Annotated in this window: 14 protein-coding genes and 1 CRISPR repeat array; of the genes, 10 read left to right on the top strand and 4 right to left on the bottom strand. The window is 64.7% G+C overall.

Translation table 11 applies throughout. The annotated features are described in order from the left end of the window. Positions 1–396 precede the first annotated feature (396 nt). The 6 genes from cas1f (at position 397) to cas6f (ending at position 8,891) form a co-directional block, all read left to right on the top strand. Positions 397–1,377, top strand: coding sequence for a type I-F CRISPR-associated endonuclease Cas1f (gene cas1f / locus NM961_RS21970; RefSeq protein WP_255916578.1), 981 nt, complete (start codon positions 397–399; stop codon positions 1,375–1,377). Continuing rightward, entirely contained in the window at positions 1,374–4,733 is a 3,360-nt protein-coding gene (gene cas3f, locus NM961_RS21965; protein ID WP_255916577.1) for a type I-F CRISPR-associated helicase Cas3f, read from the top strand. Before cas1f ends, cas3f begins: the two co-directional genes overlap by 4 nt. 191 nt (positions 4,734–4,924) lie before the next feature. After that, positions 4,925–6,262 (top strand): type I-F CRISPR-associated protein Csy1, encoded by a 1,338-nt coding sequence (gene csy1, locus NM961_RS21960; RefSeq protein ID WP_255916576.1) that lies wholly within the window; start codon positions 4,925–4,927, stop codon positions 6,260–6,262. Continuing rightward, complete coding sequence (gene csy2, locus NM961_RS21955; protein ID WP_255916575.1) at positions 6,259–7,269, top strand: type I-F CRISPR-associated protein Csy2; 1,011 nt, start codon at positions 6,259–6,261, stop codon at positions 7,267–7,269. Before csy1 ends, csy2 begins: the two co-directional genes overlap by 4 nt. Before the next feature lie 16 nt (positions 7,270–7,285). Beyond that, on the top strand, positions 7,286–8,326 hold the full coding sequence (csy3, locus tag NM961_RS21950; protein WP_255916574.1) for a type I-F CRISPR-associated protein Csy3: 1,041 nt from the start codon (positions 7,286–7,288) through the stop codon (positions 8,324–8,326). Between the two features lies 1 nt (position 8,327). Next, a complete protein-coding gene (gene cas6f / locus NM961_RS21945) occupies positions 8,328–8,891 on the top strand; it encodes a type I-F CRISPR-associated endoribonuclease Cas6/Csy4 (RefSeq protein ID WP_255916573.1) in 564 nt (187 codons plus the stop codon). Positions 8,892–9,023: 132 nt separating this feature from the next. Then, positions 9,024–12,955: a CRISPR direct-repeat array (repeat unit 28 nt; unit sequence GTTCACTGCCGTGTAGGCAGCTCAGAAA). 154 nt (positions 12,956–13,109) lie between these two features. Here the strand turns inward: cas6f and NM961_RS21940 are convergent. From NM961_RS21940 to NM961_RS21930, 3 genes are all read right to left on the bottom strand, one after another. Next, the gene (locus NM961_RS21940; RefSeq protein ID WP_255916572.1) at positions 13,110–13,862 is read right to left on the bottom strand and encodes a DUF8616 domain-containing protein; all 753 of its coding nucleotides are present in this window, start codon (positions 13,860–13,862) and stop codon (positions 13,110–13,112) included. Between the two features lie 2 nt (positions 13,863–13,864). Continuing rightward, positions 13,865–14,395, bottom strand: coding sequence for an NUDIX hydrolase (locus tag NM961_RS21935; RefSeq protein ID WP_255916571.1), 531 nt, complete (start codon positions 14,393–14,395; stop codon positions 13,865–13,867). A gap of 466 nt (positions 14,396–14,861) precedes the next feature. Next, positions 14,862–15,269, bottom strand: coding sequence for a VOC family protein (locus NM961_RS21930; RefSeq protein ID WP_439334238.1), 408 nt, complete (start codon positions 15,267–15,269; stop codon positions 14,862–14,864). A gap of 244 nt (positions 15,270–15,513) precedes the next feature. Between NM961_RS21930 and NM961_RS21925 the strand changes: the two genes are divergently transcribed. Further along, positions 15,514–18,351 (top strand): delta-60 repeat domain-containing protein, encoded by a 2,838-nt coding sequence (locus NM961_RS21925; protein ID WP_255916569.1) that lies wholly within the window; start codon positions 15,514–15,516, stop codon positions 18,349–18,351. Between the two features lie 121 nt (positions 18,352–18,472). Beyond that, complete coding sequence (locus NM961_RS21920; protein ID WP_255916568.1) at positions 18,473–19,774, top strand: TolB family protein; 1,302 nt, start codon at positions 18,473–18,475, stop codon at positions 19,772–19,774. A 295-nt stretch (positions 19,775–20,069) separates the two neighbouring features. Here the strand turns inward: NM961_RS21920 and NM961_RS21915 are convergent, their stop codons facing one another. After that, a complete protein-coding gene (locus NM961_RS21915) occupies positions 20,070–20,420 on the bottom strand; it encodes a hypothetical protein (protein WP_255916567.1) in 351 nt (116 codons plus the stop codon). A gap of 219 nt (positions 20,421–20,639) precedes the next feature. Here NM961_RS21915 and NM961_RS21910 point away from each other — a divergent pair, with 219 nt between their 5' ends. Beyond that, on the top strand, positions 20,640–23,921 hold the full coding sequence (locus NM961_RS21910; protein WP_255916566.1) for an amidohydrolase family protein: 3,282 nt from the start codon (positions 20,640–20,642) through the stop codon (positions 23,919–23,921). Between the two features lie 464 nt (positions 23,922–24,385). Beyond that, a complete protein-coding gene (locus tag NM961_RS21905) occupies positions 24,386–25,279 on the top strand; it encodes an ETX/MTX2 family pore-forming toxin (RefSeq protein WP_255916565.1) in 894 nt (297 codons plus the stop codon). Positions 25,280–25,352: the final 73 nt, after the last annotated feature.

Raw genomic sequence — 25,352 nt, 5'->3', positions numbered from 1 at the left:
CGGCATTTCCTTGACCCTCGTTGCGCCGCCCCGCGGCGCAGCTGGCACAGGCCATTGCAGGTTCTACGCTCCGTGACTTTCCGGAGCGTCGTTTCTGTGCCATCCGAAAATCTCTCCGTAACCTTGCCGAGCAAATCCATGCCGCTACTGGTTACGCCGAGGCGGCTGCCGAGGTCATGAGAGTTCTCACCGGCTGGCGACAGACTGGACAAAGCCGAGTGCTGGTGTCCTGTGCGGCGTCATTCCGGTGCCGTCTCAAGCAGTGAGACGAAGCTGGCTATACCTCGCAGCCGCCCTCGGCAAAAACCCGTCGCAACTTCTGCACAATTCACGCAGGAAGCGCGCGCCGGCCGCACCACGGGCCGGACGCCGACCCGCCTTGCAAAGGAGCCAGCCATGCAGGACTTCTCCCCCACCGACCTGAAAAGCATCCTGCATTCCAAGCGCGCCAACCTCTACTACCTGGAACATTGCCGCGTACTGGTCAACGGTGGGCGGGTCGAGTACGTCACCGACGAGGGCAAGCGTTCGCTGTACTGGAACATCCCCATCGCCAATACGACGACCCTGCTGCTGGGCACCGGCACTTCGGTCACACAGGCGGCAATGCGCGAGCTGGCCAAGGCGGGCGTGCTGGTCGGTTTCTGCGGCGGCGGCGGCACGCCGCTGTTCAGTGCCAACGAAGTCGATTTCGATGTGTCCTGGCTTTGCCCGCAGAGCGAGTACCGGCCCACCGAATATCTGCAGCAGTGGGTGCGCTTCTGGTTCGAGGAATCCTCACGCCTGGCCGCGGCGCGTACTTTGCAGCTGGCCCGGCTGCAGCGGCTGGAGAAACACTGGACCAGCAGCCGCGAACTGCAGCAAGCCGGCTTCGCCGTTCCGGCCGATGCCATGCGCGACCTGCTCGCGCGCAGCCGCGAAGTCGTCGCCGCAGCGCCGGACAATGCGTCATTGCTCACCGAGGAAGCGCGCCTGAGCAAGGCGCTGTTCAAGCTCTGCGCCCAGACCACACGCTATGGTGAATTCACCCGCGCCAAGCGCGGCAGCGGCAGTGATCCGGCAAACCGCTTCCTGGATCACGGCAACTACCTGGCCTACGGCCTGGCCGCCAGCGCCTGCTGGGTACTGGGGCTGCCGCATGGATTGGCCGTACTGCACGGCAAGACGCGGCGCGGCGGCCTGGTGTTCGATGCAGCCGACCTGGTCAAGGATGCGATCATCCTGCCGCAGGCCTTCCTCTCCGCCGTGCGCGGCGACGAGGAGCAGGAATTCCGCCAGAGCTGCATCGAGGCGCTCACGCGCACGGAGGCATTGGACTTCATGATCGAAACCCTGCAGCAGATCGCCCATACGACGCCGGCCGCTGCGCGCGCATGAATATCCTGCTGGTATCGCAATGCGACAAGCGCGCCCTGGTCGAAAGCCGCCGCATTCTCGACCAGTTCGCCGAGCGGCGCGGCGAGCGCACCTGGCAGACGCCGATCACCCAGGCCGGCCTGGACACCTTGCGCCGCCTGCTGCGCAAGACCGCGCGCAAGAACACCGCCGTGGCCTGCCATTGGATACGCGGGCTGGACCATAGCGAGCTTTTGTGGATAGTCGGCGACGCCACCCGTTTCAACCTGCAGGGCGCCGTGCCGACCGATACCACCACACGCAATGTATTGCGCAGCGACAGCGAGAACGACTGGCATACGGGCGAGGATATACGCCTGCTTGCCGCACTGGCGGCGTTGCTGCACGACATCGGCAAGGCGAGCGACGAGTTCCAGGCGCGCCTGAATCACCGTGCGCTGGAGCGTAACCAGTACCGCCACGAGTGGGTTTCACTGCGCCTGTTCCAGGCCTTCGTCGGCGACAGCACCGACGCGGAGTGGCTGCAGCGCCTGATCGAGCCCAGCGCCGAGGACGATGCGAGCTGGATTCATCGTTTGCAGCGCGACGGCATCGACGCAACCGATCCGACGCCGTTCAGGCATATGCCGCCGCTGGCGCAAGCCGTGGGCTGGCTGGTGCTCACGCATCATCGGCTGCCGATGAAGCCGGGCAAGGATGCGCAAGGCAGGAATGTCAGGCTGGGCGGCAGGATCGCGACTTTTGGCGATGCCGACAATCTGCTGCTGCAGATCCAGGCCAGCTGGAACGAGACGCCGACCACGGAGGACCGGAAAACGCTGGAACCCTACTGGCGCTGCGGTCGACTGCCCACGCTGAGCACGAGCTGGCGCAAGCAGGCCGCCCGTGTCGCCAAGCGGTTGCTGGAACGGCATTCGGCACAAAACGCCAGGAATTGGCTGGAAAATGCCTATGTCATGCATTTGGCGCGGCTGAGCCTGATGCTGGCCGATCATCACTATTCGACCTTGCACGAGGAAAAAGACCGCATAAAGGGAGACAAGGACTACCCGCTGTTCGCCAACACGAAGCCCCCTGGAGAACCGAACCAGCCGCTGGACGAACACCTGATTGGCGTGGAAAAGCACGCAGGCATCATTGCCCGCGCGCTGCCGGATTTCTGCCGTGCGCTGCCGCGCCTGGTCGGGCACAAAGGCCTGCGCAAGCGCAGCGAGAACGAAGCCTTCCGCTGGCAGGACCGCGCCTGCGATACCACGGCCGCATTGCGCGAACGCGCTGCGCGGCAAGGCGCCTTCATCGTCAATATGGCATCGACCGGCTGCGGCAAGACATTGGCCAATCTGCGCATCATGAATGCACTGGCCGATCCGCGGCGCGGCCCGCGCTGCGCCATCGCCCTGGGTCTGCGCGTACTGACCTTGCAGACCGGCGAGGCGCTGTCCAAACGGCTGGGTCTGTCCGATGACAAGATAGGCGTGCTGACCGGCGGCGCTGCCAGCCGTGAACTGCAGACCTTTTATCGCCGGCAAGCCGCGAGCACCGGCTCTGCTTCGGCGCAAAGCCTGCTGGATGCGGACAGCCACGTGTACTACGAGGGCAATGCCGATGATCCCGTGCTCATGCGCACCGTGCACGACCAACGGGCCCGCCAACTACTGTCGGCGCCGATCCTGGTCTGCACCGTCGATCATCTGGCCCCCGCCACCGAGGGCCACCGCGGCGGCCGCCAGATACTGCCCATGCTGCGTCTGCTCAGTGGTGATCTGGTGCTGGACGAGCTGGACGATTATGACGTGGAGGATCTGCCTGCGCTGACCCGGCTGGTCTATTGGGCTGGACTGCTGGGGGCGCGGGTGTTGCTGTCATCGGCCACGCTGGCGCCGGCCTTGGTACAGGGGATGTTTCTCGCGTATCAGGCCGGGCGTCGCTGCTTCCAGGCGAATCGGGGCGAGCGGCCCGGGGAATCTGCGTCTATCTGCTGCGCGTGGTTCGATGAGTTCGAGCAGCAGGCACTGGATTGTGGCGATGCGCAGTCGTTTGATCAGCAGCATCAGGTATTCGCGCTGAAGCGTGCGCAGCATCTGGCTGGGGCGGTTGTGCGGCGCAGGGCGCGGTTGGTCGATTTGCGGATGGCGCCGGCGAGCCACGAGGAAATCCGCCGCGCTGTCGCCACCCGCATGCGCGACGAAGCGGTTGCATTGCACGGCGAGCACCATAGTGTCGATCCGCACAGCGGCAAGCGTGTGAGCTTCGGCCTGATACGAATGGCGAACATCGAGCCTATCTACGATGTCGCACGCGCACTCTATCGCCTGGGTGCAGCGCCGGAGCACCAGATTCACCTGTGCGTGTATCACTCCCAGTATCCATTGCTGTTGCGCTCTGCCATAGAACAGCAACTCGATGCCGCGCTGGACAGGCATCAGGAAAACGCGGTGTTTGATCTGCCGGCGATACGCCGCGCCATCGACAGCCATGCCGCACAACATCATCTGTTCATTGTGCTGGGCAGTCCCGTTACGGAAGTAGGCCGCGATCACTGCTATGACTGGGCGATACCCGAACCCTCATCCCTGCGCTCGCTGATCCAGCTGTCCGGCCGCGTGCGCCGCCATCGTGGCGGTACTTGCCTCAGTCCGAACATCGCAATGCTCAGCACTAATGTGAAGCATCTGGAGAACCCATCGCAGGCGGCGTTTCATAGGCCAGGCTTCGAACAGGACAGCGGGCCGTTCAAGCTGCAATCTCATCAGCTGACTGATTTGCTGGGCGAACTGCTGGATGCAGAGCAGCAGTGCATCATCGATGCACGCCCGCGCATCATTGAAGCAACACCGCTGCGGCCGCAGCAGCGGCTGGCCGATCTGGAACACGCCCGATTGCGCGACAAGATGCTGCCTCCGCCGCAGGCAGCGCCCGTGCATCCGCGCCTGGCGAACAGCAAGTCCGTGCCGCGGCTGCTCAATGCCAGCAGTGTCTGGGACAGGGCTGGCATCCATCTGACGGGTGCGCTGCAGCAACAGCAGCCGTTTCGCCGGAGTTCGCCTGTGGTCAATCTGATGTTGATGCCGAATGAAGACGGCGATGACTTCGAGATCTACCAGATCCGCAACGACGAAGGCGGCGTCATAAAAGGCCGGCGCGACGAGAAGGTCTACGTCCTACAAGAGAGGAATCTCGTTCCCGAGACAGAAGTAAGCGGTGAGGGTATTTGCCCTTGGGTGCGGCTGGACTATCTGGAGCTGTTGAACGAAGTGGCCGAGGAGCAAGAGCTAACCCTGGCCGAGGCGGCGCTGCGGTTTGGGCAGCTGGACGTGAGGCCGTCTGAGCGGGGGTGGTGGTTTCATCCGGCGCTGGGGTTTTCCAGGCGCCGGTGAAGCATCGGCTAAGCGCTGCGTATGCGGCAGTAATTAGGGTACCAAACGACCAGTTTTACTTTTCCGCAAATTTGCGTTCCACATCCGGAGAACTAGATGATTAGACTCTCGACGTAGACATCGCCAATCGGCCTAACCAATCGCCGGAGCACATTGCTCCGGAACTTGACGCTACCTCCACGGGATTTCCCATGACCCACTCATCAGATGATGAGCGACGGGCAGCTTTTCGCGCAGCAATCCAACGTTTTCTGAATGAACGACGCGATTCCAAGCTCGAAAAACTGCCCGACGACGACCCCAAACGCACCGAACTGGAAACCCAGTTCCACCCCGAAACCTGGATCGAAGACGCCGCCCGCCGCGTCAGCCAGATCCAGGCCGTAACCCACTCCCTCAAGCCCATCCACCCGGATGCGCGCGGTACCAATCTCTACTGTCCGCCGGGAACCCTGCATGGCCACACCGAACTCGGCAGCCATGTGCTGGACCAGGAATTCAGTGGCGATGTCGTTGGCAACGCCGCCGCCCTCGACGTCTACAAGTTCCTGCGCGTGGAAGCCAACGGCACCACCCTGCTCGCCGCCGCGTTGGCCGAAGACCCGGACCTGATCGCCGCATTCAGCACCGACAGCGAACGCGCCGCCGCCTGGAGCCGCGCCTTCGCCAGGCTGGTACAACCGCGAGGCGATCTGGCTACGCATACGTATGGCAAACAGGTCTACTGGCTGGTTGGCGACTTTCCTACCAACGACAGCGACTATCACCTCCTCGCACCGCTGTATGCCACCTCGCTGACCCATCGCCTCCACGTCACCATCAATGAAGGCCGCTTTGGCGATGCCGCCAAAGCCGCGCGTGAAGCCCGCAAGGAAAAGCGCACCCACGAGCACGGCTTCGCCGAATATCCAGACCTGGCTACGCAGAAACTAGGTGGTACCAAGCCACAGAACATCAGCCAGTTGAACAGCGAACGCGGCGGTGTCAACTACCTGCTGGCCTCCCTGCCACCGCAATGGAAATCAAAAGTGCGGGCACCGCTAGACACGGAATCGGCCTTCAATCGCTTCAGCGCGCGCGACCTGGTGAAAGAACTGCGTGACTTCCTGGAAACCGATCCTGCCAAGACCCTGCCCACCCGGGAACGTCGCGAAGAGCTGGTTGACCGGCTGATCGATGAATTGATCTGGTTTGCCGCCGAAATGCGCGATGCACTGCCTGCTGGCTGGAGCGCCCAGTCCACCTGCCGCCTGCCGCTGGCCGAACAACTCTGGCTGGATCCCGGCCGCGCCGCCCGCGACGACGATTTCCACAGCGAATGGCGGCGGATGAACTGGCCCGAGGAAATCGGCCGCAGCTTCGGCTATTGGCTCAACAAGGAACTCGGAGAGCGTCTACCTGTAGGCCTGATCGAACAACGCCACTGGGCCAAGGAGCTGCTGGGCGACGAAGCCTGGGCGGCTGACCTCAAGGAGCTACGCCGGCAGATCGAACAGGAGCGCAGCGAGACAGAAGGAGAGACGGTATGAGCGAACTCCTTTCCGCCACCCAGGGATTGCTGGTCCTCCCACGCCTGCGCGTACAGAACGCCAACGCCATCTCCAGCCCCTTCACCCACGGTTTCCCAGCCATCACCGCGTTCCTCGGCCTGATGTGGGCCCTGGAACGCAAGCTCGGCAAGGACTATCCGCTGATCTTCACCGGCGTCGGCGTGATTTGCCACCGTCACGAAGAACAGGTCGCCGGCAACAGTTATCACCGCGCCTTCCGGCTGACACGCAACCCCGTCGACAAGGACGGCAGTACGGCAGCCATTGTCGAGGAAGGGCGCATCCATCTGGAGATAACGCTGGTCTTCGGCGTCGCCGGTGATGCGCTGCTGGAGGACGATAACCACCGATACGAGCGCGCCAATGCCATCCTGCAGCAGGTGAGCCAGATGCGCATTGCCGGCGGCACGATCCTGCCTTCACCGGGCGGCGATTTTGGCAATCGACCACAACTGCTGCCGTTTCCGGACCAAGCGGAAGATCTGTCCCTCATGCTGCGCTCGCTGCGCCGTCGCTGGCTGCCGGGTTTTGCCCTGGTCGCACGCGATGATCTGCTCGCACAGCGGCTGGCGCAGTTGCGCGAGACAGACCCGAAAGCGACCACGCTGGACGCCTGGCTGGATCTGTCCCGTCTCAATTGCCGGCCCGCACCCGCTCCTGCGACGAGGCCGGATGACGAGGCGGGCGAAGCCAAAACACCAGCCGCCGAATGGATCTTCGACAAGAAGCCCGGCTGGATAGTCCCCATCCCCGTCGGCTACGGCGCACTCACACCGCTGCAGCCCGCCGGCAGCGTACGCAACGCGCGCGACAGCGAAACACCGCTACGTTTCGTAGAAAGCCTGTATTCCCTGGGCCAATGGATAGCGCCGCACCGGCTCGATTCCTGGCAGCAATTGCTCTGGTACGGACACAGCGATGTCGAGGCCGGTCTCTACCGCGCCCGCAACGACTACGCCGCCGACCTCTCCGCCCCCACGCACTGAATTCGAGGAACTTGTCATGGCCGATAACACCATCAAGACCGCATCCGTTCTCGCTTTCGAACGCAAGCTCGATCCTTCCGACGCGCTGTTCCACGCCGCCACCTGGGCCGGACGCAACGACATCGGCGCGTGCAAGCCGGTCGCGATCAATACCAAGTCCGTGCGCGGCACCATCTCCAACCGCCTCAAGACCAAGGACCAGGATCCGGCCAAGCTGGATGCGATGATAGAAAAGCCGAATCTGCAGACCGTGGATTTCGCCGCGCTCCCGGCCGACACCGATACCTTGTGCGTGAGCTTCACCCTGCGCGTGCTCGCCGGCACCGGCCGCCCCTCCGCCTGCAATGACTCGGGCTACCGCAAGCGCCTGGAGCAGACCATAGACAGCTACGTCAGCGCCAACGGCTTCAGCGAACTGGCGCGGCGTTATGCGGCCAATCTCGCCAACGGCCGCTTCCTCTGGCGCAACCGCATCGGCGCGGAGCAGGTGGAAATCCGCATCGACCATCTGGTCGACGGCAAGCCGGCAAAAAGCTGGACCTTCGCCGATGCGCTGTCGCTGACGCTGCGCAGCTTCGACGCCAAAGCGGCTGATGCAAAGAACATCGACGAAATCGGCGCACTGATCGCCGCGGGACTGGGCGGCGAAAGCCACGTGCTGCTCGGCGTGCGCGCCTGCGTGCGTGTGGGCGCCGGCCAGGAGGTGTTCCCCTCGCAGGAACTGATACTCGACGACAAGGCCAAGGACAAGAAGAGCAAGACGCTGTACCAGGTCGACAGCATCGCCGGCATCCACTCGCAGAAGATCGGCAACGCACTGCGCACCATCGACACCTGGTATCCGGACCCGGACAACGATGGCCTGGGCCCGATCGCGGTCGAGCCCTACGGCTCGGTGACCACGCTGGGCAAGGCGTATCGACAGCCCAAGAAGAGCACCGACTTCTATTCGCTGCTGGACAACTGGGTGCTCAAGGGCAAGGCACCGGACATCGGCGACCAGCACTACGTCGTGGCCGTGCTGATCCGTGGCGGCGTGTTCGGCGAGGCCGGCTGAGATGGACCACCATCTCGATCTGCGCCTGCGGCCTGATCCGGAATTCGCCGCCAACCAGCTGCTCAGCGCGCTCTATGGAAAATTCCACAGAGCGCTTTCGCAGCTCGGACGCGAGGACATAGGCCTGAGCTTCCCGCGCGCAGGCGGCCGCGACGGACTGGGCGACATACTACGCCTGCACGGTAGCGCCGAAGCCCTACAAGCACTGCAGGCAACGGCCTGGCACAACACCCTGCGCGACCACGTCGACATCGGCGCGGTGCAAGCCGTGCCGGCGGACTGCCGCTTTCGCAACGTCCGCCGCGTCCAGGCCAAGAGCAACCCCGAACGCCTGCGCCGCCGCCTGATGAAACGCCACAACCTGGACGCCGCCACCGCCGCCGCCCGCATCCCCGACACCACCCGCGAAACCCTGTCCCTGCCCTACGTCCGCCTCAACAGCTCCAGCACAGGCCAGCCCTTCCTGCTGTTCATCGCCCACGGCCCCGTGCAGGAGCAACCTGTCGCCGGTCGTTTCAACAGCTATGGACTCAGCCAGGAGGCGACTGTGCCTTGGTTTGATTGAACCCTTTTTTGAGGTTGCTTGGTTACAACTAGAACGATCAAAGACTTACAGCTACCCGGGGAAATTGGGTAGCTGTTTTGTTTTCTGGGGTAAGCTGTTGGTTCTAGGGGGGAAGATGGGGGGAGGTGGGTTGTTCACTGCCGTGTAGGCAGCTCAGAAATCAAGATCCAAACCCTCGGCCGTGCCCTGGCCGTTCACTGCCGTGTAGGCAGCTCAGAAAGGCCACGGTCCAGACCAGCGTCGGCGGATAGTGTTCACTGCCGTGTAGGCAGCTCAGAAAATCTGTCGGAGGCGACGCCAACCCCTGCCATTGTTCACTGCCGTGTAGGCAGCTCAGAAAGAGCCCATCATCGCCGCATTGACGATGCTACGGTTCACTGCCGTGTAGGCAGCTCAGAAACGCATGCACGAGGCCGCGGTGCGCTATCTGCACGTTCACTGCCGTGTAGGCAGCTCAGAAATTTGAGCCAGGCCGCCTGCATGCGCTCGGTTTGTTCACTGCCGTGTAGGCAGCTCAGAAAGAAGAAAGAAACAGGCGGTCAGCAGTGACCGAGTTCACTGCCGTGTAGGCAGCTCAGAAAATTGCGGCGCGCGCGGATGACGGCGTTTTCCAGTTCACTGCCGTGTAGGCAGCTCAGAAAGTCAGAAAAAATGAGCTGCGTTGCAAGCGTTGGTTCACTGCCGTGTAGGCAGCTCAGAAATTGAGGGTAGGCCCCAACAGTTGTGCCGCTTGGGTTCACTGCCGTGTAGGCAGCTCAGAAAAGTCTGACACCAGCGCCAGTGCATCCGGCTTGGTTCACTGCCGTGTAGGCAGCTCAGAAATTTGACAGGTCTATGTGCGCATCCGTGTCCGAGTTCACTGCCGTGTAGGCAGCTCAGAAATCTACGTCCCGCGTTGATGTGTCAGCCCGTTTTGTTCACTGCCGTGTAGGCAGCTCAGAAATTGATGCAGTCGATTTGCGTCGAGTCCAGCGCGTTCACTGCCGTGTAGGCAGCTCAGAAAGTCAGGAACGGCCCCAGCACCGCATTCGTAGCGTTCACTGCCGTGTAGGCAGCTCAGAAATCTTTGGATTCGACGGGCGCGACCGGCTGCACTGTTCACTGCCGTGTAGGCAGCTCAGAAAATTGCAGAATGGGCACGGCACAAGGTCGGATTGTTCACTGCCGTGTAGGCAGCTCAGAAAGCCCTGAACGACTACAGAAAATCACGTTCGCCGTTCACTGCCGTGTAGGCAGCTCAGAAACACGGCGTGCGGCCGTACCCCGTGCACGCCGGGTTCACTGCCGTGTAGGCAGCTCAGAAAGTTCGTCGGTAATTCGGGTGGTTACCGTATTTGTTCACTGCCGTGTAGGCAGCTCAGAAAGTTACCGATACCGTCCGTCCGGCCGATCCGGAGTTCACTGCCGTGTAGGCAGCTCAGAAAGGATCGTGCCGCCGGCCCGGTACGTACCGGTAGTTCACTGCCGTGTAGGCAGCTCAGAAAGGGATGGTCCGGTCCGTGTTCGTATCCCACGAGTTCACTGCCGTGTAGGCAGCTCAGAAATTGCGCGGCTGCTGGCGCTGCCACTGGCTGCCGTTCACTGCCGTGTAGGCAGCTCAGAAATCGCCGCCGGGCGAGTTGATGTCGAGCACGATGTTCACTGCCGTGTAGGCAGCTCAGAAAGTGGACTGGGACGGCAAGACGCCGCGGACCTGGTTCACTGCCGTGTAGGCAGCTCAGAAAACAACGCGGCCGGAATCCTCATGTACGGCCGCGTTCACTGCCGTGTAGGCAGCTCAGAAACATGGGCGTGGCCAGGCTGCTGTCGTGACCATGTTCACTGCCGTGTAGGCAGCTCAGAAATGCACGCCGCGGCGCAGGTCGGCCAGCACGTCGTTCACTGCCGTGTAGGCAGCTCAGAAATGAAAGTACCAGTGATATCGGGACTTGGTGAAGTTCACTGCCGTGTAGGCAGCTCAGAAAACTCTGGCGCCTGCGACCAGTCGGGGCCGGACGTTCACTGCCGTGTAGGCAGCTCAGAAATTGTCTGTTGGCGCTGCGCCTTCGCTCGCGCAGTTCACTGCCGTGTAGGCAGCTCAGAAATAACCATTCTTCTGTGTTGCACAGTCTGGATCGTTCACTGCCGTGTAGGCAGCTCAGAAAAATGATCGCGAACGCCGCGATGTACACCGCCAGTTCACTGCCGTGTAGGCAGCTCAGAAAATTGAGCGGACCGACGAGGCGGCCAAACAGGGGTTCACTGCCGTGTAGGCAGCTCAGAAACAGGAACGCTTCGTGATGCGGCGCGCGTTCCGGTTCACTGCCGTGTAGGCAGCTCAGAAATCGGTGGGAAGTGGCTGCGCGAAGGTCAGACCGTTCACTGCCGTGTAGGCAGCTCAGAAATGTTGCACCCGTCGCCCCAGCCGGCCCCGTAATGTTCACTGCCGTGTAGGCAGCTCAGAAAGGCAGGGCGCTGAAACGGAACAAGGACCATGCGTTCACTGCCGTGTAGGCAGCTCAGAAAAGCGGGTCCAACTTCTTGGCAATGCCGGCTGCGTTCACTGCCGTGTAGGCAGCTCAGAAAGATCCGGAATTCGCGGGAATCGTTCACGTCGAGTTCACTGCCGTGTAGGCAGCTCAGAAATTGCCGTCGCCGGCCAGCTTCACCGAGCACAGCGTTCACTGCCGTGTAGGCAGCTCAGAAAAGAACACCGCAACTGGCCTTCCGGCCGCGCACGTTCACTGCCGTGTAGGCAGCTCAGAAATGTCGCTTGCGACCGGCCTGAGCAACGTGGCGGTTCACTGCCGTGTAGGCAGCTCAGAAATGGCGGCACGCCGCGTGGCGATGGCCGGACGGGTTCACTGCCGTGTAGGCAGCTCAGAAAATCACCAGCACTGGCGTTGAGTATCCGGTTGTGTTCACTGCCGTGTAGGCAGCTCAGAAAGCAGGGACGCGGGCGAGAAGTTCAAGGACATTGTTCACTGCCGTGTAGGCAGCTCAGAAAATGGAATACCTGTTCCCGCTTCACAACCTGGTGTTCACTGCCGTGTAGGCAGCTCAGAAAAAAGCTTGCGCAGGCCGGCGGACTTCTCAGGGTTCACTGCCGTGTAGGCAGCTCAGAAATTGCCGCGGGGAGGAAGTGACGATGACGACCCGTTCACTGCCGTGTAGGCAGCTCAGAAATCGTAGGGACCTGGCGATTCATACCTGTCGTTGTTCACTGCCGTGTAGGCAGCTCAGAAAGTAGCGATGGGCGAACCGTTGACCAGCCAAGTGTTCACTTCCGTGTAGGCAGCTCAGAAAATCTTGGGCATGGTGCTGCGGATGCGCTGCTCGTTCACTGCCGTGTAGGCAGCTCAGAAAAGCAGTCGTTCGGGTCCTTGCCGCGGCGCACCGTTCACTGCCGTGTAGGCAGCTCAGAAAAGGCTGGAACCGTTGTTGATGGTCAGCTGCGGGTTCACTGCCGTGTAGGCAGCTCAGAAAAGGCTGGAACCGTTGTTGATGGTCAGCTGCGGGTTCACTGCCGTGTAGGCAGCTCAGAAAAGCTGATCCGATTCATCGCGCGCGCTCCAGCTGTTCACTGCCGTGTAGGCAGCTCAGAAAAGCGGCACGCCGTGATAGTGCGCCGCAGGGACGTTCACTGCCGTGTAGGCAGCTCAGAAAAAGCTCTGGCGAGCGTTGGAGGGTTGGGGCAAGTTCACTGCCGTGTAGGCAGCTCAGAAATGGTCAAGCGCGCCGTATCGCAGATGATCGCGGTTCACTGCCGTGTAGGCAGCTCAGAAATACGACCGTCACGAACCTGGGCCGCTACAACCGTTCACTGCCGTGTAGGCAGCTCAGAAAACGGTGCCGGATTCGATCACCAGCAATACGGAGTTCACTGCCGTGTAGGCAGCTCAGAAACTCAACCAGGGCGATGCCGGCGAGCCGCGCGTGTTCACTGCCGTGTAGGCAGCTCAGAAATTCGTGGTCTAAAGGCCGCGGCCTAAACCACGTTCACTGCCGTGTAGGCATCTCAAAAATGGGAAGCCAGCAGCAGTCCCCTGGACGGCGCGTTCACTGCTGTGTAGACAGCTCAGAAATTGACCAGCACGGAGCGCTCGATCAGCTCATAGTCAATGCCATGCAGGCAGAGCCCCTGCAGCACAGCCCCAAAATCAGCGTTCCGCTCAGCCCGTCGCCGCTCCTCTGCCTTCGATAGCGGACTCGCCCCCAGCTCCAAAACCTTCCGATGCTTCACTTCCATACCAACCCCAACCTCTCCCGCGCCTTCGCATCTCCACGCTGCGCCGCCTTCTCCAGCCACTTGCGCGCCGCTTTACGGTCGCCTTTCGCGTGGCGTTCCAGCCGCAGTATGGCGGCGTTGTAGGCGGCCACGGTGTCGCCGAGGGTGGCGGCGGTTTCGTAAGTTGCCAGGGCGCGTTCGGGGCAGAGGGCGAACATGTCCCAGCCTGCGGCGGCCCGGCGCAGGCCTTCGGCATCCTTGGTTTTGGCGAAATGGTCGTGGGCGGCGACGAGCCAGCCGCTGGTCAATGCGGCCATGACATCGGCGCCGGGCTTGAGGCGATAGGCTCCGGAGGTGGTGCGCAGGGTAAAGGCCTGGCGCGTGGTGCGCAGGCTGCCGTCCTTGCGGACCCAAAGAAAGCCGTCCATGCCGTTGACCGGGAAGCCGTCCAGGGCCTGGGAGAGTTTCTGTGCCAGCGAGCGGCCGCCGGCGTCGGGTGCGACGCCGGTCCAGGAGCCGATCAGTTTCACGGATTTGACCGGATCCTTCAGCCCGGGGCGGACCAGCGCGGCGATATCTTCTATCGTGAGGATGCGCTGTTCGGCGTCGTAGAAGTGCCAGGGGCTGGTCTGCATGGCAAGACTGAATTCGGTCGGATCGCCCTGGCGGTTTTCGATGTAACAGTGACGGCCGATGCGACGCGGCACGCCGGGCGCTGCTGTCCACAACTGTGCCCGCAACACCGCCACGGCCCGCTGCTGCAACCCTACCGTTCCAGTTTCGCCACGAACCGCCGCATATGCGGATCGCTGCGCTCGAACGGCACCTCGCCGAAGCGGAACCAGCGCACGGCAGTGAACTCGTCCGCGTCGAAGCTCAGGGGCTGCGAACGGCCGGCGTGGACCACGTACCACAGCGAAACATCGGTATGCCCTGCCGTCAGGCCTACAGTGGTGGTGCAGGTAATCATCAGCGGCGCCGCGACGGGCTGCAGCGGCGTCAGGCCGAGTTCTTCCTTCAGTTCGCGCACGACGGTGTCGCGCGGATGTTCGCCGGGTTCCACATGGCCGCCGGTGGGCAGCCACAGTTGGGCGTTGCGGTGGTCGACGAGCAGCACATGGCCGGCATCGACGACGGCGAAGTAGGACACCAGGTGCTGCGGCGGGGTCGCAGGCTTGGCGATGCGGCAGAGTTCCGCGCCGGAATCTATCCAGGCCAGGGTCTGGTTCTGGTGGGCGTGTTCCAGCGCATCGAGCGGCTGGATCTGCTGGACCTCGCGGCGGATAGCCTGGCGCATGCGTCGGTTCGTCGGTTGCCTGGGAGCGGCCGCTTGGCCCGCGGATGGAATGATGCGGCCGCGTTCGCGCGACATCGCGGAAGGATCCGCCGTTAGCTTAGGAATCGGACGCTCCGCCGGGCAAGCGGATCCGGCCCGCCTCCGATTCCGGTTCCGCAGCGGTCGACGCCGTTCGCGAAGAAGAACAGATCCGAAGGCCGGCATACCAGCGCATTCAGGCCGGCGAAATCTGCCGGGACGAGGAGGCCGGGCGCGTCGGTCCTGCCGCCTTTCAGCGCCGGGATCGCCGTTGTCCCGGCGCTGTTCCAGGTGACGTCGACTCAGCGGGGCGGCGATGCGGCGGCGCCGGGCATCGCTTGCCGACAAAAGCGGCCAGCGCCGCGCAGAGCGTTGCGCCGGCCGCTGCGTTACCCCGTCGATCGGCCACGCAGCGGGAAAGCAACGCCGCCCGCTGCGCCGACGCGGCTTACACCGGCTTGACCACCACCGATTCGGCCGTCCGCGTCGATGCGCCGTGATAGACCGCTTCGAGGTTGTTGCCGTCCGGATCGCGCACGAAGGCGGCGTAGTAGCCGGGGTGATAGTTGCGTTCGCCGGGCGCGCCGTTGTCGCTGCCGCCGGCGGCCACGGCGACGCGGTGGAATTCCTTGACCGTGTCGGGGGACGCGGCCTGGAACGCCAGGTGTACCGACGACACGCCGGAGGCATCGGCGGCGGTGACGAAGAGTTCGTCGCAGGAGAAGGCATGGGCCGTGTCGAATTGCAGCGACAGGCCGAATACGGCGAGCACGCGGCGGTAGAACTCGCGCGAGCGATCGAGGTCGGCGACGCGCAGATGGACGTGATCGAACAGGCGTCCGCGGTGAAATTCCATGGGATGGTCCTCCATCGTGTGAAATGGTGCAGCATCGCACGGGAACGGCGGCGGTCAAGCCTGCGCCGGGCATTGCCGGCGGCAGGAAACACCGGAGTGCGTCGTCCTGTCGTGATAGCGGGATCAGCGGCGGGCCGCCGGCACAGGAAGCCGCGGCGCCTGTCGGCCGCCGCGCGGGGCATCGTGTCAGCTTTGCGCCGCGACCGCGTACGTCTCCGATCGACAGATCCGGAGGACGTTCGCCATGCCCACCCCGCCGCGCGTAGTGCTGACCCTGCTGCTGTTGCTCGCCGCGCCATTGCTCGCGCAGAACGTTGACGGCCGCCTGGACGTGAGTTTCCTGCAGGAGGGCTGGGCGCAGCCCAGCCTGAGCTTCGGCGGCAGCCCGGCACCGGAGCAGCTGCTGTACGACGCGGCCGTCGATGCGGCCGGCCGCGTGGTCGCCGTGGGCACGCTGCGCAATCCGGCAAACCCGGCAGACTACGACTGTGCCCTGGTGCGCACCACGCGCGACGGGCGGCGCTGGGATTCCAGCTTCGGCCCGCTGGGCCAGCGCCGCATCACCCTGAACCGCGGCGGCGCAAATACGGAAACCTGCACGGCGCTGCTGGCGCTGCCGGACGGATCGCTGATCGTGACGGGCTATGCCTCCACTGCCGGCGACCGGCTCAGCGGCGTGGTGGTAAAGCTGGATGCGAACGGTGTGCCGGACGCGGGCTTTTTCGACAACGGCGTGTTCGAGGCGAACGCGCAGCTGGGCTGGACGGCGCCGAACGAGTCCAGCGTGCTGCGCGATGTCATCGTGGATGCGCAGGGCCGGCTGCTGGCCACGGGCTATCACTTCGTGGATGCACAGCGCCGCGGCGTAGTGCTGCGCTTCACTACTGATGGCAGCCTGGATACGGCCTTCGCCACCGGCGGCGCGGCGGTGCTGGAAGACACGGCCAGCGTGACCGCGCTGATGTCGGCGCTGGATTCTTCCGGCGCAATCCTGGTCGCCGGGCTGGCGGAACTGCCGCCGGCGCCGCGCTCGGCCGTGGTGTTCCGGCTCGACGACAGCGGCCAGCCGGACCGGGATTTCGGCGACGGCATGGACATGCCCGGCGCCCAGGGCGGCAACGGCCGCGGCTTCGTACCGCGCTGCAACCGCATCGGTTCCTTCCTGGTGGATGCGGCGGATCGCCTGATCTTCAGCTGCGAACCCGATCCCAGCGGCGCCACGCCCGGGCCGATACTGGCCTCGGGCGTGCTGCGGCTCGCGCCCGACGGACAGCCGGACACCGGCTTCAGCAGCGACGGTTTTCTGGAATTGTTGCCTTTCGGCACACCGCTGGGCGTGATCGAAACGCCGGCGCGCCTGGCGCTGCAGGCCGACGGCAAACTGCTGGTCGCGGCGACGACGAGTTTCGCCAGCCACCCGGACAACCCCAGCGATATCTTTGTCACGCGCATCAACGAGGACGCCAGCTACGACGATATCGGCTATTTCTCCGGCTACAGCCTGTTCCGCCTGGAAAACCCGTTCGCCGCCACCGACAGCAGCCGCGAATCGGTCAACGGCCTGGCGCTGGATCCGCTGGGCCGTCCGCTGATCGCCGGTTCGCGCACGGCCGGCGGCGTGCTGCGCAGCCTGCTGCTGCGGCTGGGCATGCCCGACCCGCTGGAAAGCCGCGGCTTCATCGATGCGAGCTTCGGCGGCGGCAAGGGCTTCATCACGCAGAAGTTCAGCACCACGCCCGGCAACCGCGACAGCACGACGGCCTATGCGCTCAGCCAGGATGACAGCGGCAGGAATCTGGTCGCGGGCCGCCTGCGCTTCGACACCGATCCGTCGCCGACCTATCTCTGCGGCTTGTTCCGCACCCTGCCCGACGGCACGGGTTTCGACACCAGCTTCGCGCCGCCGAACGGCTTCCGCACGCTGGGGCTGGACCCGAACGGCGCCAACGGTTTTCTGTGCAGCGCCGTGCTGGCCATGCCCGATGGCTCCAGCCTGATCGCCGGCGGAGTCGGCAGCAACGGTACGGTGATACGGCTGCGCGCCGATGGCAGTGTCGATACGAGCTATTTCGGCAACGGCGCACTGGAGACCGGGCCTGAACTGGGCTTCGCTGCACAGGGCCGCAGCGCGGTCTTTTACGGCATGGCGCACGACCGCCAGGGCCGCGTGCTGGTGGTCGGGCAGACCCAGCAGACCGTCGCCGGCGAGAGCGAAAACGGCGGCATCGTGCTGCGCCTGCGCGCCGACGGCAGCATCGATACGAGTTTCGGCGCGAACGGCTATCGCCTGCTGGTGACGGCGACGAATCCGCGCCGCCTGTTTCTGTCCAGCGTTGCGCCGATGAGCGACGGCAGCCTGGTCGTGGCCGGGCTGGAAGGCTCCAGTGTGCAAGGCAACCGCGGCAGCGTGGTGTACAAGCTGCGCGATGACGGCAGCGACGACAGCACCTGGCCCGGCGGCGGCTACCAGCGCCTGGCCGGCACCTGCCTGGGCACGTATCACCTCGCGCTGGATGCGCAGGACCGCGTGCTGCTGCACTGCCAGCGCAGCGACAGCCCGGGCGACCTCGGCATCCTGCGGCTGCTGCCCAACGGACAGCCCGACATCAATTTCGGCAACGCCGGCATTGGCCGCGTGCAGTTCGGCCCGCCCGGCTCGCCGGCCGACAGCGCGACGGAACTGAGCGCCTTCCTGCCCACGGCCGACGGCAAGCTGATCGTGGTCGGCACCCACCGCAACAGTGCCGCCGACGATGCGCTGCACGGCACTACCGATATTGGCGTTGCCCGTCTGCGCGACGACGGCTCGCCCGACAGCGAAACCTTCGGCCGCTACAACGGCGCCAGCCTGCTGCGCCTGCCTGTCCCCGGTGGCCGCTTCCAGGATTTCCCCGACGCAGCCCTGCTGCAACCCGACGGCAAGGTGCTGATCGCCGCCACCCGCGGCGACCAGCGCCCCGGCGTGCCCTCGGCCAACAGCACGGAGGTGGTGCTGTTGCGGGTGACGGCGGATGCGCAGGCGGTGGTGGACGAGCGGCTGTTCAGCGACGGCTTCGACGGAAGCGGCACGGGCGCGGACTGATCATGCGGGCGATGCTATTTCGGTTTAGGTGCTTGCGGGACGAACCCGCATACGCACTTTTCTCATAAATACCGAGGTAGCTATGTCCACTCCACGACTCGCGCGGCGCCATGGCGTCCGCGTGCTTGCCGTCCTCGCGCTGGCGCAACTGGCCGGCGTCCCATCTCCCGCCACCGCTGCAGCGGTTGCCGGCAGCGGTTCGCCGGTATATGCCAATGCGCATAACTACGGCCCGCTGTCGGTTTCCGAGGACGGCCGTTTTGTCCTGTTCCTGTCGGCGGCCGACAACCTCGTTGCCGGCGATACCAACGGTTATCCCGATCTGTACTTGCTGGACAGCGCGGATGGGAGCTTCAGCCGCATCGACACGCACAGCAGCGCCGAAGCGCCGGTGTACGGGGATGCCGCCGTATCCGACGACGGCCGCTATGTCCTGTTCGCCAGCCGCTACGACCCGGGCAGCGCCACGCTGCTGGCGGCCGCCCAGGTCTACCGGCTCGATCGTGATACGGGCAGTGTGCTGCGCCTGAGCAGCGATGCCCTGGGCCAGCCGGGGAACGCCAACAGCTATGCGCACGATCTGTCCGCCGACGGGCGCTATGCGGTGTTCAGCACCGACGCCGGCAACCTCGTCGGCGCCGCCGCGGGCTATGGCCAGGTCTATCGCCATGACGCGGTCACCGGCCTGCGCGAACTGGTTTCGGGCGACAGCACCGGCCAGCCGACGGCCGGCCACAGCGCGCATGCGGAGATCACCCCCGATGGCCGCCATGTGCTGTTCGTCTCCTCCGCGCTGCAACTGCCGGCGGGCACCTTCGCCGGCACCTTCGTGCGCGACATGGTGGCGGGCGTGACCACACTGGCCAGCGCGGCCAACGACGGCAGTGCCGCGCTGCAAGGCTACGTGTACGCCCCGGCGACGATCAGCTGCAGCAACCGCCGCATCAGCGCCGACGGCCGTTTCGTGGTGTTTGACACCATCACGCCCATGGCGCCGGGCGACACCAATGGCGAGCTGGATGTCTATGTGCGCGATCGCGTGGCCGGCACCACCCGCTGGGTCAGCGATGCCGTGGGCGGCACGGCGCCGCTGGAGTGGAACCGCTGCGGCAGCCTCAGTGCCGACGGCCAGACGGTGGCCTACCTGTCATTCTTTTTCGCCAGCGACAGCCGCCTCTACGTGCGCAGCCTCGCCGACAATACGCTGACGCAGGCCGCCTCCAGCGGCTGGGGCGAAGCGGAAACACTGGGTTCCGCCAGCCTCAGTGGCGACGGCAGTGCGCTGTTCCACACCCAGGCCGTGCCGCTGTTTCCGTTCCCGCAACTGGTGCGCTGGCGCCAGTCCGATGGCCAGGCCGTGCTGACCCAGGTACCGCCGAGTACCGTACAGATCTTCGCTGACAGCTTCGGCCCGGCGCAGTAAGCCGACCCGACACGGCATTCGTATCGCCGCCGGCGCGGGCAGGCGCCGCCGCGGCAAACATGCCGGAGCGCTTGCGGACGGCTTCGCCGAACGGGAGTCCGCTCAGGGCAGGATCAATCATTGACGCGGGCCTTGCGAAGCGACGGCCATTTTCGCAGGAAAGAGCGCCATATACGGCCGTTTCTGCCCGATTACGCGCACTCAAGCAGCAGCCACGCAAACGTTGCGCGCCGCCCTTTCTTGACCGATCCCGCCGCTATCCCGAACGCAATCGCAAACAGATCACGCCCGGCTGCTACGCCGGCTGCACGTCATGCAGCTTCCACACGCGCCCCGCCAGCAGGTTCAGGCGATGCTTGACCACGGCATGCGGCAGGCTGGTCACTACCTCGACTTCGGTATGCAGGTCGGACTGCTCCGCGGTGACGCGGGCGCTGGCGTCGCTGGCGCCGAGGTGCGGGTCCACCGCGTCGGGGTCGGGCTGCAGGGCTTTCCAGCGCTGCCACAGCGCGGGTTCGCGCAGGGCCGACTGCAGGGTGCTGGCGAAGCTGTCGGGGCTGACGCCGTCGAAGGACAGCTGGGCATACTCGCCGCGGGCCTGGGAAAGATCGCCGATGCTGAGGAAATAGCGCTGCGTCGCAGCCATCTGGTGCTCCTTTGGCAATGGCGCGGGGCCTTGCGCCCCGCCGTTGCGCCAGTCTAGCGCGGGCAGGTGTTATGGCGGCGTGGCAGTTTGCCGGGATTGCCCTCAGGCGGTCCGGGGACGGTGCCGCCCCCCGACCTTGGGCGTACCGGGACTTTCTTCCCGGGTATGCGCGGCCGGGCTGGCCTAGGATTGGGCTCTTACCACATGGGGAGACACCTGATGCTGCGCCACCCTCTGGCCCTCGCCCTGGGCCTGCTGCTCGCTCTGCCCGGCTTCGCCGCGGACAAGAAAGACGACAAGAAGGCCGACAAGTGGGACGTGAATGCGCCCCACGGCCAGACCAAGTCGGTGAAGTTCAGCACCGATGAAGGCACCTGGATGGACCTGGACGTGAGCCGCGACGGCAAGCAGATCGTCTTCAGCCTGCTCGGCGACCTGTACCTGCTGCCCATCGAAGGCGGCAAGGCCCGCCGCATCACCAGCGGCCCGGCCTGGGAAGTGCAGCCGCGCTTCTCGCCGGACGGCCGCGAGATCGCCTTCACCTCCGACCGGGGCGGCGGCAACAACCTCTGGCGCGTGCGCACCGACGGCAGCAACCCGGTGCAGGTGAGCAAGGAAGACTTCCGTCTGCTGAACAACCCGGTGTGGACGCCGGACGGCGAATACCTGATCGGCCGCAAGCACTTCACCGGCCAGCGTTCGCTGGGCGCGGGCGAGCTGTGGCTGTACCACAAGTCCGGCGGCGCCGGGCTGCAGCTGACCAAGCAGAAGAACGACCAGCAGGACCAGGGCGAACCGGCGATCAGCCCGGACGGCCGCTACGTATACTTTTCCGAAGATGTGACCCAGGGCCCGTTCTTCCAGTACAACAAGAACGCCCACGACACCATCTACGCGATCCGCCGCCTGGATCGCGAAAGCGGCGAAGTCAGCGATCTGGTCTCCACCCCCGGCGGCGCGGCGCGGCCCCAGCCTTCGCCGGACGGCAAATCGCTGGCCTTCGTCAAGCGCGTGCGCGAGAAGACCGTGCTGCATGTGCTGGATCTGGACTCGGGCCAGGTCAAGCCGCTGTGGGACGGCCTTTCCCACGACATGCAGGAAGCCTGGGCCATCTTCGGCCCGTATGCCAACTACGCCTGGACGCCGGATTCGAAGAACATCGTGATCTGGGCCAAGGGCAAGCTGTGGCGCGTGGACGCGGCCAGCGGCAAGCCGGATGCGATCGCGTTCAGCGCCGACGTGGAACAGACCGTGGCCGCGCCGCTGCGCTTCGAGCAGTCGCTGGACTCGGGCAGCTTCGCGCCCAAGATGATCCGCGACGTGGCCACCAGCCCGGACGGCAAGACCGTGGTGTTCCACGCCGTCGGCCACCTGTGGACGCGCAGCCTGCCCAACGGCACGCCGCAGCGCCTGAGCAGCAACAACAGCAGCTTTGAATACCAGCCCAGCTTCAGCGCCGATGGGCGCAAGCTGGTCTATACCACGTGGTCGGACGAGAAGCAGGGCGCCATTGTCGAGCGCGATCTCGCCGGCAATACCGAGCGCACCCTGAGCACTACGCCGGGCTTCTACTATTCGCCGCGCTATTCGCCGGACGGCCGCCAGGTGGTCTGGTCCAAGCAGAGCGGTTCCTCGCTCACCGGCTCGCTCAACACCGGCGAGACCGGCGTCTATGTGATGGCCACCAGCGGCGGCGTGCCGAAGCGCATTTCCCGCGATGGCGCCGAGCCGCAGTTCAGCGCCGACGGCAAGCGCGTGTTCTTCCTCACCGGCGGCGGCCTCAAGAAGAAGCTGCAGAGCGTCGGCGTCAACGGCGAAGAGCCGCGCGACGTGTTCGACCTGAAGTACACCGATTTCGTCAGTATCAGTCCGGACGGGCGCTGGGTCGCCTTCACCGAACTGTTCAACGCCTATGTCGCGCCACTGCCGCAGACCGGCAAGGCGATAGAGCTGAGCAAGGACACCACGGCGATTCCGGTCAGCCGCGTTTCCGACTACGTCGGCTCCTACCTGCACTGGGGCAACGGCAGCTCGACCCTGCACTGGATGGTCGGCAATGAATACTTCACCCGCGATCTGAAGGACGCCTTCGCCTTCGTGCCGGGCGCGCCGGCCGAACTGCCCAAGCCCGCCGCGGCCAAGGGCATAGAGCTGGGCCTGCGCACCGCCGTGGACAAGTCCACTGATGTCGTCGCCTTCACCAATGCGCGCATCGTCACGATGAAGGGCGAGGAAGTGATCGAAGGCGGCACGGTGCTGGTCGAGGGCGACACGATCAAGGCCGTGGGCAAGAACGTCAGCGTGCCGGCCGGCGCGCGCACCGTGGATGCCAGCGGCAAGACCATCGTGCCGGGCTATATCGACGTGCACGCCCATGCCAGCCATTTCAGCACCGGCGTAGTGCCGCAGCAGAACTGGGCCTACTACACCAACCTGGCGTTCGGCGTCACCACCATGCACGATCCGTCGGCCACGACCGAGACCGTGTTCTCGCAGGCCGAGCTGGTCAAGGCCGGCGACATGGTCGGCCCGCGCGTGCTGTCCACCGGCACCATCCTCTACGGCGCCGACGGCGATTTCAAAGCCGTGGTGAATTCGCTGGACGATGCCCGCGCGCACCTCAAGCGCATGAAGGCCAACGGCGCCTTCAGCGTGAAGAGCTACAACCAGCCGCGCCGCGAACAGCACCAGCAGATCAACCAGGCCGCGCGCGAGCTGGGCATGCTGGTGGTCGAGGAAGGCGGTTCCACCTTCAATTTCAACCTGCCGATGATCCTCGACGGCGCCACCAGCATCGAGCACAACGTGCCGGTCGCACCGCTGTACAACGACGTGATCAGCCTGTGGAAGCAGACCGACGTGCGCAACACGCCGACCCTGGTGGTGAGCTACGGCGGCCTGTCCGGCGAATACTGGTGGTATGCCCGCGACAATGTCTGGGAAGACAAGAAGCTGGCCCGCTTCTTCCCGCGCGAAACGCTGGACGCACGCTCCATCCGCCGCGAGACCGCGCCGGACTGGGACTACTACCACATCGAAGTGGCCAAGGCCGCGAAGAAGCTGCGCGACAACGGCATCCGCATTCAGATCGGCGGCCACGGCCAGTTGCAGGGCCTGTCGCCGAACTGGGAAATCTGGAGCCTGACCCAGGGCGGTTTCAGCAACTACGAAGCCCTGCGCGCGGCGACCATCGACGGCGCCGACCTGCTCGGCCTGTCCAAGCAGATCGGTTCGCTGGAAGCCGGCAAGCGCGCCGACCTGGTGGTGCTGAACGCCAATCCGCTGGAGAACATCCGCGCCACCATCGACACGCGCTACGTGATGGTCAACGGCCGCCTGTTCGACGTGGACGCGGATATGGCCGAAGTCGGCGGCAAGCAGCGCCCGGCGCCGAACTTCTACTGGCAGCACCACCGCGATGGCCGCACCTTCGGCACCGAGTTCGGCCCGACCGTGCCCTGCCACTGCCCGAAGTCCGGGCCGGGGCATAACCACGACTGATCCGGCCACGGCTGCCGCCGCCGCGCAGGTGGCGGACGGCAGCCGGCAACGGTGAGCGGCACCAACCCCGCGCCCGGTGCGCGGGGTTTTGCTTTGTACGGCCGGCGCAGGCGCGATCCTGAAGGCGCAAAGCCGTGCGCAGAGGCAACAAGCCCGCGGACGAACGGCCAGCCGCGCAGAGCAAGCGCATAGCGCATCGCGCCGCCCCGGCACTTGCAACATTGCAACAACGCCGCCGCGCACCCAGGCGCGGATTTTTTCTTTTGTGCGATGGCCGCAGCCCGTTTTTCCGCTTGTGTCGGAAACAGGCAGGCAGCGCGGAAAGGGCCGCGCCGCCGCGGGCCGGGATGGCCCGTCACGACTGCGGACAACCTTTCCGCGGCCAGGCATGCCCGGCCTGCGGGCAACCGCTTCCGGCGCACCAGGACGGCGGCGCGCGGAAACCCGAGCACAGGAAGAAACCGATGAGCTACAGCATCGACATGACGCTGCGCGGCGTATTGCGCGACGGCGGCTGGCGCGACGAAGCGGACCTCAACCACATGTCCACCGAGGACAAGCGCAATACGCTGATCGTCTGCCTGGCAAACGCCTCGCGCGATTCCGCCGGGCATTACCAGGGCATGGACAACGATCGCCTGGTCAGTGCCGCGGCCATCGTGATCTTCCTGCAATGGGCCGGCATCCGCGACCTCAAGGCGCTGCAGAGCCTGAGCCAGGACGACCAGCGCAATATCCTCATCATCGAGAACAACAGCCATGCCGACATCGAGATCGGCAAGCTGCAGGGCTACAGCAACGCCCAGCTGGTGAACATCGGCCTGGAATGGCTGAACAAGCGCCGCACCATAGGCGCGATCCTGGAGTTCTACTGGAACCTGGACAATGCGCGCATCATCAACAGCGCGCCCGACATCATCGAGACCCAGCACTACGACAACAGCGGCTCGTCGATACCGCTGAAGTCGAGCTTCAACGTATCCAAGGAAATCACCAACCAGTCGTCGTTCTCCCACGAACACGGCTTCGAGGTCACCCTGGGCGCCACGCTGAAGTTCAAGGCCGGCATCCCCATCGTCGCAGAGACCGAAGCCTCGACCAAGATCGAAGCCTCCACCAGCCACGACTGGAAATTCGGCGAGCAGAACTCGACCAAGCAGAGCTACAGCCACACCAGCGCGGTCGAAGTACCGCCGCGCAAGCACATCCAGCTCATCGCCCAGATCACCAAGAGCACGCTGGACGTACCCTACCGCGCCAAGATCCGCGCCGCCGACGGCACTACGGCCTGGATCGAAGGCACCTGGAACGGCGTGGCCACGGCGAATCTGGTGGTGCGGCAGGTGGATGTGGCCTGACCCGCAGGGCAGATGGCACAGCGCTCTACCGCAACGGCAGCCGCAACGCCGCGGGACAGTGCTCCACACAGAT

This window comes from Tahibacter harae, from assembly GCF_024437735.1.
Taxonomy (GTDB): domain Bacteria; phylum Pseudomonadota; class Gammaproteobacteria; order Xanthomonadales; family Rhodanobacteraceae; genus Tahibacter; species Tahibacter harae.
This window is presented reverse-complemented; position numbering and strand designations above follow the sequence as displayed.

Bases quoted from the DNA above. Each gene is read 5' to 3' on its own strand.
- cas1f (WP_255916578.1), top strand. From the start codon at position 397: ATGCAGGACTTCTCCCCCACCGACCTGAAAAGCATCCTGCATTCCAAG.
- cas3f (WP_255916577.1), top strand. From the start codon at position 1,374: ATGAATATCCTGCTGGTATCGCAATGCGACAAGCGCGCCCTGGTCGAA.
- csy1 (WP_255916576.1), top strand. From the start codon at position 4,925: ATGACCCACTCATCAGATGATGAGCGACGGGCAGCTTTTCGCGCAGCA.
- csy2 (WP_255916575.1), top strand. From the start codon at position 6,259: ATGAGCGAACTCCTTTCCGCCACCCAGGGATTGCTGGTCCTCCCACGC.
- csy3 (WP_255916574.1), top strand. From the start codon at position 7,286: ATGGCCGATAACACCATCAAGACCGCATCCGTTCTCGCTTTCGAACGC.
- cas6f (WP_255916573.1), top strand. From the start codon at position 8,328: ATGGACCACCATCTCGATCTGCGCCTGCGGCCTGATCCGGAATTCGCC.
- NM961_RS21935 (WP_255916571.1), bottom strand. From the start codon at position 14,395: ATGCGCCAGGCTATCCGCCGCGAGGTCCAGCAGATCCAGCCGCTCGAT.
- NM961_RS21930 (WP_439334238.1), bottom strand. From the start codon at position 15,269: ATGGAATTTCACCGCGGACGCCTGTTCGATCACGTCCATCTGCGCGTC.
- NM961_RS21925 (WP_255916569.1), top strand. From the start codon at position 15,514: ATGCCCACCCCGCCGCGCGTAGTGCTGACCCTGCTGCTGTTGCTCGCC.
- NM961_RS21915 (WP_255916567.1), bottom strand. From the start codon at position 20,420: ATGGCTGCGACGCAGCGCTATTTCCTCAGCATCGGCGATCTTTCCCAG.
- NM961_RS21910 (WP_255916566.1), top strand. From the start codon at position 20,640: ATGCTGCGCCACCCTCTGGCCCTCGCCCTGGGCCTGCTGCTCGCTCTG.
- NM961_RS21905 (WP_255916565.1), top strand. From the start codon at position 24,386: ATGAGCTACAGCATCGACATGACGCTGCGCGGCGTATTGCGCGACGGC.